The 15,084-nt window shown below is 22.5% G+C and carries 13 protein-coding genes and 1 tRNA gene; 7 read left to right on the forward strand and 7 right to left on the reverse strand.

Annotated features, from left to right (window positions below):
- The first annotated feature begins 38 nt into the window (after positions 1 to 38).
- Both infA and aspS read left to right on the forward strand, forming a co-directional pair.
- Entirely contained in the window at positions 39 to 257 is a 219-nt protein-coding gene (gene infA, locus UAR70_01435; protein XBC39538.1) for a translation initiation factor IF-1, read from the forward strand.
- Positions 258 to 338: 81 nt separating this feature from the next.
- Complete coding sequence (aspS, locus tag UAR70_01440) at positions 339 to 2,057, forward strand: aspartate--tRNA ligase (GenBank protein XBC39986.1); 1,719 nt, start codon at positions 339 to 341, stop codon at positions 2,055 to 2,057.
- A gap of 32 nt (positions 2,058 to 2,089) precedes the next feature.
- Here the strand turns inward: aspS and UAR70_01445 are convergent, their stop codons facing one another.
- The 3 genes from UAR70_01445 to pyk form a co-directional block, all read right to left on the reverse strand.
- Positions 2,090 to 2,878: an iron chelate uptake ABC transporter family permease subunit gene (locus tag UAR70_01445; GenBank protein ID XBC39539.1), complete on the reverse strand. Its 789-nt coding sequence runs from the start codon at positions 2,876 to 2,878 to the stop codon at positions 2,090 to 2,092.
- A 40-nt stretch (positions 2,879 to 2,918) separates the two neighbouring features.
- Positions 2,919 to 3,635, reverse strand: coding sequence for a zinc ABC transporter ATP-binding protein ZnuC (gene znuC / locus UAR70_01450; GenBank protein ID XBC39540.1), 717 nt, complete (start codon positions 3,633 to 3,635; stop codon positions 2,919 to 2,921).
- A 584-nt stretch (positions 3,636 to 4,219) separates the two neighbouring features.
- Positions 4,220 to 5,659, reverse strand: coding sequence for a pyruvate kinase (pyk, locus tag UAR70_01455; GenBank protein XBC39987.1), 1,440 nt, complete (start codon positions 5,657 to 5,659; stop codon positions 4,220 to 4,222).
- A 390-nt stretch (positions 5,660 to 6,049) separates the two neighbouring features.
- On the opposite strand from pyk, the gene zwf reads away from it, so the two are divergent.
- The 4 genes from zwf (at position 6,050) to tsaB (ending at position 11,646) form a co-directional block, all read left to right on the forward strand.
- On the forward strand, positions 6,050 to 7,522 hold the full coding sequence (gene zwf, locus UAR70_01460; GenBank protein XBC39541.1) for a glucose-6-phosphate dehydrogenase: 1,473 nt from the start codon (positions 6,050 to 6,052) through the stop codon (positions 7,520 to 7,522).
- A gap of 250 nt (positions 7,523 to 7,772) precedes the next feature.
- Positions 7,773 to 8,648: a protease HtpX gene (gene htpX / locus UAR70_01465; GenBank protein ID XBC39542.1), complete on the forward strand. Its 876-nt coding sequence runs from the start codon at positions 7,773 to 7,775 to the stop codon at positions 8,646 to 8,648.
- A 627-nt stretch (positions 8,649 to 9,275) separates the two neighbouring features.
- Positions 9,276 to 10,862, forward strand: a complete 1,587-nt coding sequence (locus UAR70_01470; protein ID XBC39543.1) for a TerC family protein — start codon at positions 9,276 to 9,278, stop codon at positions 10,860 to 10,862.
- A gap of 100 nt (positions 10,863 to 10,962) precedes the next feature.
- Positions 10,963 to 11,646, forward strand: coding sequence for a tRNA (adenosine(37)-N6)-threonylcarbamoyltransferase complex dimerization subunit type 1 TsaB (gene tsaB, locus UAR70_01475; GenBank protein ID XBC39544.1), 684 nt, complete (start codon positions 10,963 to 10,965; stop codon positions 11,644 to 11,646).
- Positions 11,647 to 11,665: 19 nt separating this feature from the next.
- On the opposite strand, the gene minE is transcribed toward tsaB, so the two are convergent.
- Genes minE through minC form a run of 3 tightly spaced genes read right to left on the reverse strand, consistent with a single transcriptional unit; the run spans position 11,666 to position 13,470 of the window.
- Positions 11,666 to 11,920, reverse strand: a complete 255-nt coding sequence (gene minE / locus UAR70_01480; protein ID XBC39545.1) for a cell division topological specificity factor MinE — start codon at positions 11,918 to 11,920, stop codon at positions 11,666 to 11,668.
- A 4-nt stretch (positions 11,921 to 11,924) separates the two neighbouring features.
- On the reverse strand, positions 11,925 to 12,737 hold the full coding sequence (gene minD / locus UAR70_01485; protein XBC39546.1) for a septum site-determining protein MinD: 813 nt from the start codon (positions 12,735 to 12,737) through the stop codon (positions 11,925 to 11,927).
- A gap of 28 nt (positions 12,738 to 12,765) precedes the next feature.
- Positions 12,766 to 13,470 carry a septum site-determining protein MinC gene (gene minC / locus UAR70_01490; GenBank protein ID XBC39547.1) on the reverse strand — a complete coding sequence of 235 codons (705 nt, stop codon included), beginning with the start codon at positions 13,468 to 13,470 and terminating at the stop codon, positions 12,766 to 12,768.
- Positions 13,471 to 13,831: 361 nt separating this feature from the next.
- On the opposite strand from minC, the gene UAR70_01495 reads away from it, so the two are divergent.
- Positions 13,832 to 14,905 (forward strand): methyltransferase, encoded by a 1,074-nt coding sequence (locus UAR70_01495; GenBank protein ID XBC39548.1) that lies wholly within the window; start codon positions 13,832 to 13,834, stop codon positions 14,903 to 14,905.
- Positions 14,906 to 14,984: 79 nt separating this feature from the next.
- On the opposite strand, the gene UAR70_01500 is transcribed toward UAR70_01495, so the two are convergent.
- Positions 14,985 to 15,068, reverse strand: a tRNA-Leu gene (locus tag UAR70_01500).
- Positions 15,069 to 15,084 lie beyond the last annotated feature (16 nt).

The following is a 15,084-nucleotide window of genomic DNA, read 5'->3' on the forward strand; positions in this document are numbered from 1 at the left end:
ATTTAATCAATATCAATAAAAGCAAATAAGGAAAAATAATGGTGAAAGAAGATTGTATTGAAATGCAAGGGGTAGTCATTGATACTCTTCCTAATACTATGTTTCGAGTAGAATTAGATAATAAACATATTATTACAGCGCATATTTCAGGAAAAATGCGAAAAAATTATATAAGAATTTTAACTGGAGATAAGGTAACTGTAGAGTTAACTTCATATGATTTAAGCAAGGGTAGAATTATATTTCGAAGCAGATAATTTTTTTATAAATAAAATATTGTGACTAGATTTTATATCTTATAATTCACAAAATAATTATTGAAAAGAGAAAATATTGTAATGAGAACTCATTTTTGTGGAACAATAAATAACTTTCATATAGGAAAAAAAATAAGAATATGTGGATGGATAAATAAATTTAGAAATTTAGGGGAAATATTATTTATTGATATAAGAGATCGTACAGGAATAGTACAAGTTTTTTTTAAAAAAACATCTAAATCTTTATTTACAACAGCCACTAGTTTACGTAACGAATTTTGTGTACAGATTTCTGGAATAGTTTGTAAGCGCATTAAAAAAAATAAAAATAAAAAAATATCGACAGGTGAAATAGAAATCCATGCTTCAAAATTAAAAATTTTTAATCAATCATTGCCTTTACCTATAGATTTAAAGTCAAAGAATATAGAAGAAATACGATTGAAATTTCGTTATCTAGATTTAAGACGTCCTGATATGATTAATAATATTATTATAAGAAATAATATAACAAATATTATTAGAAAATTCATGCAAAAAAATCATTTTTTAGATATTGAAACTCCAATACTTACTAAATCTACACCCGAAGGTGCAAGAGACTATATTGTCCCAAGTAGACTTCATAAAAACAAATATTATGCATTACCTCAATCCCCTCAATTATTTAAACAATTATTAATGATATCTGGAATAGATAGATATTATCAAATTGCTAAATGTTTCAGAGATGAAGATTTAAGATCAGATAGACAACCTGAATTTACCCAAATAGATATTGAAGCATCATTTTTAAACGCACAAAAAATAAGAAAAATTATCGAACGAATGATTATAAATATTTGGAAAAATATTAAGAATATTTCTCTTGATAAATTTCCACAAATAACATTTCAAGATTCTATGAAAATATATGGAACTGATAAACCAGATTTACGAAATCCTATAAAATTAGTAGATATTAAAACACTTGTTTTAAAAACTAACAATACTTTTTTTCATGATCATAATAAATTTAATTTTAATACTGTTGTTATGTGTATTCCAGGTGGTTCATCTTTGAACATACAAAAAATATATGAGTATAAAAATTTTGTAACAAAATACACAAAAAGTTGTTTATTTCATATTAAAGTAAATAAAAATTTATTTAATAACGAAAAACAATCACAAAAAATATTATTTGATAAAAATTTTTTATATGGCTTAATTTCTAAATTATCAGCAAAAGATGGAGATATTATATTTTTATTAAGTGAAAAAAATGATTTAGTATTTAAAATTATGGGTATGTTAAGAAATAAATTAGGAACTGAATTTAATTTAATTGATTGTTCTGCCTGGAAACCTACTTGGGTAATTAATTTTCCATTGTTTACAAAAAATGAATTTGGAAATATTGTTTCTACACATCATCCTTTTACCTCTCCTAAAAATACAAATACAGATTTTTCTAAAAAAAATTTTGAAAACATAATTTCAGATTCATACGATTTAGTCATTAATGGTTGCGAAATAGGAAGTGGCTCTGTTAGAATAAATAATTATAAATTACAAAAAACTATTTTTAATATTTTAGGGATAAATAAACAATCACAAAATGATAATTTCGACTTTTTTTTGCAAGCGTTAAAATATGGAACGCCTCCTCATGCTGGTATTGCACTAGGATTAGATAGAATGTCTATGTTGTTAACTGACAATAAAAGTATTCGAGATGTAATTGCATTTCCGAAAACAACTACAGGTACTTGTTTGATTACTAACGCTCCAAGTAAAATAAATATTTATAATTAAACGCGTTATTTTTAGATAGAGTGAAATTTACATTATTTTTTTATATTACTTATTAAAAATATAATTGAAGAACATAATACTATTGCAGGATTAGTTGAAACATTTTTATAAAACATAGATAACATTATACCTCCAGTAATTGATAGTATTCCAAATATTGTAGATAAAAAAGCCATTTTTTCTGGAGAGTTAGAAAAACGCTGTGCTGTAGACGCTGGAATCACTAACAACGACATAACTATAAGCGATCCTAAAAATTTTATTGAAATTCCTATTGTTAAAGATATTAAAAGAATCAAAATAAAATTTATTTTAGTAATATTTATCCCGTCTATCTTAGCTAAATCAGAATTAATAGTGACTAATAACATAAAATTCCAGTATTTTTTTAAAACATAAAGTATAATAATACAACTAATAGCTATTAAGATAATATCTACATAAGTAACTTCTAATAAATTTCCAAAAATGTAGTTAGTAAACTGATTTTTTTTATAAGAATTATTAGAAATAAAATTCATTAATATCATTCCTAATGATAATAAACTATAACTAATAATACTTAAAATAGCATCCAATGATAATACTGTTGTGTTATTGAACCAAATAATTAACATTCCAAACAAAAGAATTACACAAAATACTGTTAAACAAGGATGTAAATTTAATAAAATAGCACATGATATTCCTAAAAGAGAAGAATGAGATAATGTATCTCCAAATGAAGACATACGTTTCCATATTATAAAAGATCCTAAAGGTCCAGTGATTATTGTTAATAATACTCCAGCTAGCCAACCTAAAAAAAAAGACTTATACATTATTTAACAAACTCTTGACTAAAATAAAATGATAATATTTTTAAAAATCGTGATTATGATCATGTTTATGACAATACGGTGCGAAAGAATTTTTTCCTATTTCTCCAAAAATAGCGAGAAATTTTGAATTTTTAGATACAGATTCTGGAGGACCAAAACAACATATGTGATTATTTAAACAAACAACTTGATCTGTATTTGCCATAACTATATTTAAATCATGTGAAACCATAAAAATAGAACATTCTAATTCATATTTAATTTGATTTAACAATTTATAAAATTCTATTTGTCCAATAATATCTATTCCTTGAGTAGGTTCATCTAATACTAAAAGTTCTGGTTGATTTAATAAAGCTCGGGCTAATAATATCTTTTGCATTTCACCACTAGATAATTTTTGTAATGGAATATTTATTAAATTACTAGCATGAACTTTATTTAACACATTTTTAATCAACAACTGATTTTTATATTGAGATAGATTCATAAAACGATTCACTGAAATCGGTAAAGAAGAATGTAATTTTAAATTTTGAGGTATATAACCTATACGTAAATTATTTTTATAATATACTTTTCCTTGATTAGGTTTTAATAATCCTAAAATTACTTTAACTAATGTAGATTTACCTGCTCCATTAGGACCTACTAAAGTTAAAATACAATTTGATGTTAAAATTAATGAAATATTTGATAAAATAGATCTATTATTAAAATTAACAAAAATTTTTTTTAATCTAATGCATACAGACATATTTAATTTACGTAAAATATATAAAAATTATTAATGCTAAATGATATCATATTAAAATACATTTATAAATTTATAATAAATCTAAATAAATTCAAAAAAAATTCAGCAAAATATAAATATATAAAAATATAAATTATTTTTATGAAATTCTATATTGAAATAGAAAATTAAAAGTATTTTATCAATTATTTTTTATATTTTTTTAGACATGTTGTAATTATGAAATGATATTAATCACAAATTAAAATTATTTTTTATAAAAAAATTAAGTGTTATTTATTTTTAATAAAAAATAAATAATGGTTAATTTTATACTGAAAAATCACGCCACTAAATATAATTTTGTACTCATTACTAAATATATATTTTTAAAAAATTAAATTAATGTATAAATTTTATTTTTAATAAAGTTCAATATAAAAGATAATATAATCAATTAATTGATAAAAACAAAAAAAATAAATAAATTTATAATTCACTAAAAATTTAGTAATTTTTAATTTAAAAATTCCATAAGCAAAAATACATTAAACAAAAAGTCTGATAATACTTCAATACAAAATTAAATACTTATTAATGTTTATTTAAACTTGTATAATTCTACTAGTATTAGTTTTTCCTATTTTTCCCATAATGTCTCCTTGAGTTACAATAACTAAATTTCCAGATTCTAATAATCCTCGATTTTTTAATATACATATTGCTTCATTAGCAGCAGCCACACCTTCTTTATTGCTTTTAAATAAAATAGGAGTTACTCCTCGATATAAAGAAGTTAATTTTAATGTTGCTATATGTTCAGATAATGCAAAAATTGGTAAACCTGAAGTAATTCTAGAAGTCATTAAAGCTGTATTTCCTGATTCAGTCATAGTAATAATAGCAGTAACTCCATTTAAATGATTAGCAGTATACATTGTTGACATAGCAATAGCTTCTTCAATATTATTAAATTTATCATGAATTCTATGTCTAGAAACATTAATACTGGGCATTTTTTCAGCACCTTGGCAGATTTTAGACATAATTTTAATCGTTTCAGCAGGATATTTTCCTGATGCAGTTTCGGCAGATAACATTACTGCATCACTGCCATCTAATACTGAATTAGCAACGTCCATAACTTCAGCACGAGTTGGCATAGGATTAGTTATCATAGATTCCATCATTTGAGTAGCTGTGATCACAATTCTATTTAATTGACGAGATCTTCTAATTAAAGTTTTTTGAATTCCAGCTAATTCAGACTCTCCTATTTCTACACCTAAATCACCTCGAGCAACCATAATAGCATCAGAGGCTAATATTATTTCATCAATTATTTTTAAATCTCTAACAGCTTCTGCTCTTTCTATTTTAGCTATAATTTTTGCTTTATTGCCAATTCTCAATGCAAAATTTCTTGCTTGATGTAAATCATCACCATATCTTGGAAAGGAAACAGCTAAATAATCTATTCCTAACTCCATAGAAGTAATGATATCATTTTTATCTTTATCAGTTAAAATTTTAGCTGATAAACCACCTCCTAATTTATTAATTCCTTTATTATTAGATAAAAATCCTCCTATAATAACTTTAGTAAATATTTCTGTATTAATAATATTAATAACTTTTAATTGTATTCGTCCATCATCTAATAATAAAATATCATCTTTATTTACATCTCTAGATAAGTTTTTATAATCAACTCCTACTTTATTTATATTGCCATGGTTTTTATTAAAATCAGTATCTAGGATAAAAATTTGATGTTTTTTTAAAAAAATTTTATTTTCTTGAAATTTACAAACTCTAATTTTAGGCCCTTGTAAATCACCTAAAAGCGCAACATAACAATTTAATTTTTTTGTAATTTCTGTCACCATATTTACTCGATAAATATGTTCTTGTTTAGTACCATGAGAAAAATTTAAACGAAAAACATTAACACCAAACCTAACCATTTTTTCTAAAACATTATAATCATCAGTTGAAGGACCTAATGTAGCAATAATTTTAGTGCGTCTAAAACGTTTCATTATTTATATTATTCCTTTTATATGTTAAATAATTTATACTATAAACAATAAATTATAAATGATTCATATATTTAATATAAAATTTAAAGCATATAATTTATTAACAAAATTACACCTTACAAATTAATATCTTAATATTAGTTATTAAAACAAAAGTTTATTCTTTATATATAACAAACTTTTTTTACATAAATAATTATGAAATATATTAAAATCATAATTTTATATCAGTTAAAAATTCTCAGATAATACTTGATAAAATATTTATACATATGTAATTAAAATACAATCTTTATTTTTATAATAAACTAATATTAATAAAACTAAAAATATTAAATAAAATATATAAAAATTATTATTTAAACTAATTTAAAAAAATAATTTGAGACTATTATGAATAAGAAAAACATGGGATGCGATTTAATCATTTTTGGTGCAAAAGGGGATTTAGCTTGTAGAAAATTATTACCTGCTTTATATCAATTGGAAAAAAAAAATAAATTGTATAAAAATACAAGGATTATAGGAGTAGGACGTGCTAACTGGGATAAAACTATTTATTCTAATATAGTGTATGATTCATTAAAAAAATTTATGAATGATGTCATTGTTGAATCTACTTGGAAAAATTTTTCTTCCAGATTGTATTTTTGTAATATTGACGTTAATTATATTAATAATTTTAAAAAATTAAAAAATATCATCCTTCTAAGTAAAAATATTATAATAAATTATCTTGCAGTTCCTCCAAATATGTTCGAAAAAATCTGTATAGGATTAAGTTCAATAAATTTAAATATAGAACCCACTCGAATAATAATAGAAAAACCATTAGGATCTTCTTTAAAAACATCTATGGAAGTTAATGATAAAATTTCTAAATTTTTCAAAGAACATCAAATATTTAGAATAGATCACTATCTTGGAAAAGAAACAATACAAAATTTATTAGCATTTAGATTTTACAATTCTTTATTTTATTATAATTGGAATAATGAATTTATCGATCATGTTCAAATTACTATTTCAGAAAAAATAGGAGTGGAAGGAAGATTAAACTATTTTAATAAAGTAGGACAATTAAAAGATATGGTACAAAATCATTTACTTCAGATATTAACTATGATTACTATGTCACTTCCAAAAGATCTTACTTCAGATAGTATACGTAATGAAAAAATAAAGATTTTAAAATCATTAAGACCATTCAACACAAATACAATTCAAAAAAATTTAATATTAGGACAATATACATCAGGAAAAATTAATAATATAAATGTTCCCTCTTATATCGATGATATGAATCATCAAATAAGTCAAACAAAAGAAAATACTGAAACTTTTGTATCTATGAAAATATATATTGATAATAACCAATGGTTTGGTATTCCATTTTATTTAAGAACAGGAAAACGTCTTCCTAAAAAATGTTCAGAAATTGTTGTTTTCTTTAAACATCCCATGACAAATATTTTCAAAAAAAATTTTAATACATTACCAAAAAATAAACTTGTCCTTTCATTACAACCAAATGAAGGAATACAAATATACATATTAAATAAAAAACCTCAATTGACTTCTCAATATAAGTTAGATTTAGTTTGCTTAGACTTTAACTATTCCGATTTATATCAAAAAACACAATTATCAGATGCATATGAAAAATTATTGCTGGAAAGTATGTATGGTATTCAATCTTTATTCGTTAGACGAGATGAAATAGAATTAGCTTGGGAATGGATAGATTCAATTTTTTATTGCTTAAAAATAAAGCCTCAAAATTTAGATTTGTATCCAGCTGGAACTTGGGGACCTGAACGTTCAAAAACAATGATCGTAAAAGATGGTTACGAATGGAATCAATAAATCGTAAAATTATTTTTAAATAATAAAATGTTTCATGATATCTATATAACTAAATACATTCAAAAAATAGAAAAATATTCTCGTTATTTATAAAAAATAAAATTTATACAAACATAAAAATTTATGTATAATTTATAATTGTTTATATAAGAATATTTTTTTTAATATAAATATTCTAAAATTATTTTTTTATCTTAATAAATAATTTATTATGATATACTTTCTATATTAATTGGGAAGATATGATATTATGATTCGAATAATTCTTTTTTTATTAACTAATTTATCAGTTATATTTATATTTAATTTAATTTTAAGTTTTACAGGTGTTAATTCTAAAAGTGTTCATGGATTATTAATATTTTCTAGTGTTTTTGGGTTTGGTGGAGCAATAATATCGTTATTACTATCAAAATGGATTGCTTTAAAATCTATCAACGCAAAAATAATTCAGTGTCCTATAAATGATACTGAACGATGGTTAATAAATACTGTTAAGAATCAAGCTAACACAATGGGTCTTAAAACACCTGACATTGCTATATATCACGCACTTGATATGAATGCATTTGCAACTGGAGCACGTAAAAATTCAGCATTAATTGCTGTTTCTACAGGTCTATTAGAAAATATGAATCGCAATGAAGCTGAAGCTGTTTTAGCTCATGAAATAAGTCATATTGCTAATGGTGATATGGTGACTATGACATTAATACAAGGTGTAATGAATACCTTTGTAATATTCATTTCTCGTATTATTGCTCAAATTATTTCATCAATTTTTTCCGAAGAAAAAAATGATAATTCTTCTAATCAAGATACATGGATATATACAATTTGTTCTGTTACATTAGAACTATTATTTGGTATACTTGCTAGTATAATAACAATGTGGTTTTCTAGACATCGAGAATTTTATGCTGATTCAGGTTCTGCTAAATTAGTAGGTCGAGAAAATATGATTGCTGCTTTACAAAAGTTAAAAATAAGTTATGAACCTCAAGAGCAAAGTAATCTATTAGCTTTATGCATTCATGGAAAAAATAATTCTTTATTAAATTTGTTTATGTCTCATCCATCATTAAATAAAAGAATTCAAGCTTTATATAATCAAGATTATATGTAAAAATAAAATTTTATTTTTTTTGATAATTGAACAAAAAATATTAAATTATATAGAATAATGTGTAAAATTTTTTAAAATCGATTTAATAAACATTTATTTTATCAAATGATTTTATTATAATATATTTTAAAAAATTATTTTTAAGAAACTATTATTATCAGAAAATTTACATAACTTAAGTTTATCTAAATAATATTATTACAATAATAGTAAAATTTTATATCAGCTTTACTTGTAAAATATTAAATTTTCATACAATAAAATACCCTAATGTTTTTTATATTATTAACATTTATTTATAAAAATATACGATGAAAAATATTTGATTATTTAATTTATTTAAAACTATTTTGAATTTTTTTACATCTATTTGTTAATAAAATGATTATTAATTTTTCAAACAAAATTTTTTTATTTAAAATTAAATTTAAACATCATAAATTTAATATATTAAATAAAAATAATACATAAAATTGTAACAAAGGCCTTTTAATTTTATATTAAGGCCTTTGCTGTTGAATAAATAATAATTTGTTAAAATAAAAAAAATTATTATCTGTATTTTAATTATAAAAACAATATAATTTATTCTAATTCTGTCCTTATATTTTTTTTCGGAGTTTCTAAATGACACTACTTTTAGATCCGTCAACGTGGGCAGGTCTGTTAACACTTATTATATTAGAAATCGTTTTAGGTATTGATAACTTAGTTTTTGTAGCTATTTTATCAGAAAAGCTACCTCCATGTAAACAAGATAAAGCTCGCTTAATTGGTTTAAGCGCAGCTTTAATAATGAGGCTAGGTTTACTTATATTGATGTCATGGATGATTACTTTAACATCTCCAATAATTAATAATAAATACTTTTCTTTTTCCGGAAGAGATTTAATATTATTGTTTGGAGGATTATTTCTATCATTTAAAGCAATAATTGAACTAAATGAAAGATTAGATAGTAATATTCACAAAAACAAGAATAATAAACATCGTGCTGAATTTTGGACTATAGTAATTCAAATTGTTATTTTAGATTCTGTTTTTTCTTTAGATGCTATTGTAACAGCTGTGGGTATGATAAATAAATTACCAATTATGATGATGGCTGTAATTATTGCTATGATATTAATGTTATTAGCTTCTAAACCATTAACAAAATTTATTAATAGTCATCAAACAGTAGTAGTATTATGCCTTAGCTTTCTCTTAATGGTTGGATGTAATTTAGTATCAGAAGCATTAGGTCTAGATGTTCCTAAAGGTTATTTATATGCTGCTATCGGTTTTTCTATAATTATAGAAATACTAAATCAAATAGCTCGTAGAAATTTTATATTGCATCAATTTCGAAAACCAATGAGACAAAGAGTAGCTGAATCAGTATTAAAATTAATGATAGGAAACCAATTTAAAAATAAAACTATACAATACAATTCTTCTAAAAAAAATGAAAAACAAAAAAATAATTATACTTCTATAGATTCAGAATCTTTTAAAGAAGAAGAAAAATACATGATACATAGTGTATTAACACTAGCTGCTAGATCGATTAGAAGTATTATGACACCGAGAAATGAAATTTCTTGGGTAGATATTTATCAACAAAAAAATAAAATTAGGTGTCAATTGCTAGATACACCTCATAGTTTATTTCCAGTATGTAAAGGTCAATTAGATGAAGTTATAGGTATAGTTCGTGCTAAAGAATTACTAATTGCATTAGAAAAAACAATAAATATAATTGAATTTTGTTCTACTATATCTCCTATTATTATACCAGATACACTTGATCCTATAAATTTATTAGGAGTATTAAGACGTGCTAAAGGAAGTTTAGTAATTATCACCAATGAATTTGGAGCTGTACAAGGATTAATTACTCCTTTAGATGTTTTAGAAGCAATTGCTGGTGAATTTCCAGATGCAGATGAAACACCAGATATTATTTTTGAAAAAGATGGATGGTTAGTAAAAGGAGGAACGGATTTACATTCTTTAAAACAATGCCTTAATATTACTAATTTAATTCAAGAAGAAAAAAGCTATGCATCTTTAGCTGGATTATTAATTTCTCATACAGGTCAATTACCTATACCTGGTGAAACTATTATTATTCCCCCTTTAAAATTTCATATCTTGGAAGCTACACAATACCAAATACATTTAGTTCGTATAACAAAAGAACAACCAAAAAATATAAGTTTTAAACCATAAATTTAAATACTATAATGAAACGTAATCATAAAAACAAAAAATTTAGATATTGTAAATATGTTTATAATTCATATAAAAAATTATTATTTAAAATTAAATTATGACAATAATAAAAAAAACAATTTTAGCTTTTGATACATCTATGTCTCAATGTTCTATCGCGTTGTTATATAATAAAAATATTTATTGTATTAATAGAATATGTATAAAAAATCATTCTAATTATGTATTACCTATGATAAAAGAAATATTACAAAAAAAAAAAATTTCTTTACATAATATAGATTATATTTCTACTTTACAAGGTCCTGGAAATTTTTCAGGAATTAGATTATCTCTTTCAATCATTCAAGGATTATCATTAGGATTAAACAATATCTCTTTTATTCCATTATCTACTATATTAGTAATGGCGCAACAAGCTTGGAAAATATATAAAATCAAAAAAGTGTTAATTTTATTTGTTATAGATAAAAAAAATATATACTGGATTCAATATATTAGAAATAAACAAAAAAAAATATGGGTGCTTTACTCACCAGGAGAAATATTAAATATTTATAGTATATATAAAAAAATAAATTTATTGCGTGATAAATGGATTGTAGTAGGTAATGGTATAAATTTGTTATTAAATAAATTAACTATAAAAAATATTTTTATTACAAATATCCAATCTCCAAATGCAAAATATATTATTTCTTTAATTTTATCAAATGAATTTTATCAACAAAAAGTATCGCTCTCTAATATTACTCCAACATATTTACAAAATACAAAATAAAAAATTAATTTTCTATATTTTATTCAGAAAATGTAACATTTAATTCTAATACAGACATGTTTTTCTTTTTTTTATCTAATTGAATTTTTATCATATTCGGTGTAACATTAATATATTTGCAAAGTACTTGTAATATTTCTTTTTTAAGTTTTGGTAAATATTTTGGTGTACTACCATTTAATCTTCGTTCAGCTACAATAATTTGAAGTCTTTCTTTTGCTATACTAGCTGTAGTATGTTTATTTCTGGATAAAAAAAAATCTAATAAAGCCATTGATTTATCTCCTAAATAATCTACTTAAAAAACTTTTTTTTTCTTCTTTAATAAAACGAAATGGACAAGTTTTACCCAACAAACGATTTACTGTATCACAATAAGCTTTTCCTGCAATTGAATCATAATTCAAAATTACAGGTTTACCTTGATTAGAAGCTTTTAAAACTGATGAATCTTCTGGAATTACACCTACTAAAGGAATTCTAAGAATATCTAACACATCATCAGTACTCAACATTTCACCTTGACGAACGCGTCTAGGATTATAACGTGTTAACAATAAATGTTCTTTTATAGGTTTACAATTTCTTTTAGAGCGTTGTGAAGTAGATGCTATTATTCCTAATATTCTATCTGAATCTCTAACTGAAGAAACTTCTGGATTTGTAGTTATAATTGCCTCATCTGCAAAATATATTGCTAAAACAGCTCCAGATTCTATTCCTGCTGGAGAATCACAAATTATAAAATCAAATTTCATATTTATTAATTTATGTATTACTCGTTCTATTCCTAATTTTGTTAATGCATTTTTATCTCTAGTTTGTGATGCAGGCAAAATAAATAAATTATCTGTTCTTTTATCTTTAATTAAAGCTTGATTAATATTTACTTCATTGTTTATTACATTAATAAAATCATATACAACTCTTCTTTCACAACCCATAATTAAATCTAAATTTCTCAATCCTATATCAAAATCAATTACTACAGTTTTTTTTCCTAATTTTGCAAACCCTGTTGCAATTGCAGCACTAGAAGTAGTTTTACCTACACCTCCTTTACCTGAAGTTACTACAATAATACGCGTCATATATTTTCCTTAATTATAAAATATATTTTTAATTCAATTTCACGATGTGTAATTGATGATTTTTTAACATACATATTTTTACACTATTTCCAAATATATCTGAAGAAAGTTGTTCACTTAATAAATATTTACCAGAAATAGCTATTAATTCAGAAAAAAATTTCATACAAAATATTTGACACGTATTATCTCCTTTAGCACCTGCTAAAATACGCCCTCTTACTTCACCGTATACATGAATATTCCCATCAGCAATAATTTCTGCTCCAGAATTAACATTATTAGTGATGATTAAATCAGAATTGCTAGCATAAATTTTTTGCCCAGAACGAACAGGATAATTAATTACTTTAGTTTTATTAAAATAATTTCCTGAACAAGATGGAATTTTATTATCATGCTTAATATCTTTATAGTCAAAACACTCTTTTCCTTCAGATAAAATAGGTAAACCAGATTTAATAATATTATTTTTTAATTTATTATTATGACAACCGCTCACTCCAATAATATAAAAACCACATGAAACAATTGCATTTTTCATATTTTTCCAATTAATCTTATCAGATACTTCTTCGACATTTATAGCTATAGGAGTATTTTTAAAGAAAATTGGAAATTTTTTTATTTTTTTTAATAATTCATGTTTAATATATTCTACTGAATTATTTTTTAGATATAAAACTAATAATGTAAATACACGTCCTTTTAATTCAATTGGTAATATTTTCATATTCTATTTAATTTACTATATAAATTAATTTTACTAATAATTAAAATCATATTTAATAAATATTCAATTAAATATAATATAAATAGTTCATAAAATATTGTTCATTTATAAAAATTAAAACCAATGATTAAAAAATTTTCTGTTTAAAATAGTAAACAAACGATAATTTTTTTATTTTAAAATAAATATTTTTTAAGCATTAAATATTCTATACTAATAAAATCATTTTACATATAAAATTTTTATATATTTTTAAATTATATGATTTATATTTATATCTTATATTATAAAAATAACGATTTATATATAAAATTATTATATATTTCCTTTTTATATAAAAAATTCTATAATAAAAAAAATTGTGAATATAAAAATAATCAGTAAAATTTTAATTACATACACTCAACAAAACAAATTTATTTCTAAACAAAAGAATATTCTTATTACAGGAAATATTAATAATATTTTAATTCCTAGTCTACCAAATATTAAAATTAAAATACATACTCAAGATCTATGCATTTTGAAAAATCAGAAAAAAAATGATGTAAATAAAATAATATTTAGTTTATTAATAAAAAAAGAAATAATTAATAGTTCTGAAATATTAATATATATTTGGACAAAAAGTAAACATGAAGTGTTATTTCAACTCAATTATATTTTTTCACTATTAAATAGTAATCAAAAAATTTTTATTTTAGGAGAAAATAAAAGTGGTATAAAATGTGCAAAAAAAATATTGAAAAAATGGATTATTTTAACAAAGTTACATTCAATTAATCATTATACAGTGTATATTGGAAAAATTTTTTGTACACCTAGATTTGAATATTACAATTTTATAAAACATCATGAGTGGAATAATATTATTGTTAAAACAATTCCTGGAGTTTTTAGTTATAATAAAATTGATAACGGAACAAAATTATTAATATCTACATTTAATAATACAGAAACATGGAAAACAGCATTAGATATAGGTTGTGGATCAGGTATTTTGTCTGTGTTTTTAGCAAAAAATTATCCCAAAATAAAGTTAACATTGTTAGATTCTCATATATCAGCTTTAGAATCTAGTAAATTAACATTAAAATTTAATAATATTCAAGCAAAAATATTAGCTAGTGATATTTATTCTAATATAAATTATAAAAAATTTGATTTAATTATATCTAACCCTCCTTTGCATCAAGGAAATAAAATAAATTTTAATACATTAAAAAATATTATACAACAATCAGTAGAACACTTATCAAAACGGGGGGAGATTAGAATTGTAACTTTAAAAAATACACCTTGTTATAAGATTTTTAAATTATTTTTTTTTAAAATTAATGTATTAAAAGAAACTACCTGTTACAAAGTTTATCAAGTTAAAAAAAAAGACTACATTGTTTCATTTAAAAAAAAATATATTAAAACAACCAAATAAAATAATTTTTTAAAAAATATTATTTTTAAGTACATAATTATTTATGTAATTAAAAATTTGTTACATAAAAAATAAATTTTACCCAGAGCGGGACTTGAACCCGCAAAGCCATAAGGCCGAGGGATTTTAAATCCCTTGTGTTTACCAATTTCACCATCCGGGCAAAGAAATAATAAATA

Origin of the sequence: Buchnera aphidicola (Chaetogeoica yunlongensis) (assembly GCA_039829965.1) — a bacterium.
Taxonomy (GTDB): Bacteria; Pseudomonadota; Gammaproteobacteria; order Enterobacterales; family Enterobacteriaceae; genus Buchnera_B; species Buchnera_B aphidicola_BA.

What these genes read in the sequence shown, in the direction of transcription:
- infA (XBC39538.1), top strand. Translation starts at nt 39, where the DNA reads ATGGTGAAAGAAGATTGTATTGAAATGCAAGGGGTAGTCATTGATACT.
- aspS (XBC39986.1), top strand. Translation starts at nt 339, where the DNA reads ATGAGAACTCATTTTTGTGGAACAATAAATAACTTTCATATAGGAAAA.
- UAR70_01445 (XBC39539.1), bottom strand. Translation starts at nt 2,878, where the DNA reads ATGTATAAGTCTTTTTTTTTAGGTTGGCTAGCTGGAGTATTATTAACA.
- znuC (XBC39540.1), bottom strand. Translation starts at nt 3,635, where the DNA reads ATGTCTGTATGCATTAGATTAAAAAAAATTTTTGTTAATTTTAATAAT.
- zwf (XBC39541.1), top strand. Translation starts at nt 6,050, where the DNA reads ATGAATAAGAAAAACATGGGATGCGATTTAATCATTTTTGGTGCAAAA.
- htpX (XBC39542.1), top strand. Translation starts at nt 7,773, where the DNA reads ATGATTCGAATAATTCTTTTTTTATTAACTAATTTATCAGTTATATTT.
- UAR70_01470 (XBC39543.1), top strand. Translation starts at nt 9,276, where the DNA reads ATGACACTACTTTTAGATCCGTCAACGTGGGCAGGTCTGTTAACACTT.
- tsaB (XBC39544.1), top strand. Translation starts at nt 10,963, where the DNA reads ATGACAATAATAAAAAAAACAATTTTAGCTTTTGATACATCTATGTCT.
- minE (XBC39545.1), bottom strand. Translation starts at nt 11,920, where the DNA reads ATGGCTTTATTAGATTTTTTTTTATCCAGAAATAAACATACTACAGCT.
- minD (XBC39546.1), bottom strand. Translation starts at nt 12,737, where the DNA reads ATGACGCGTATTATTGTAGTAACTTCAGGTAAAGGAGGTGTAGGTAAA.
- minC (XBC39547.1), bottom strand. Translation starts at nt 13,470, where the DNA reads ATGAAAATATTACCAATTGAATTAAAAGGACGTGTATTTACATTATTA.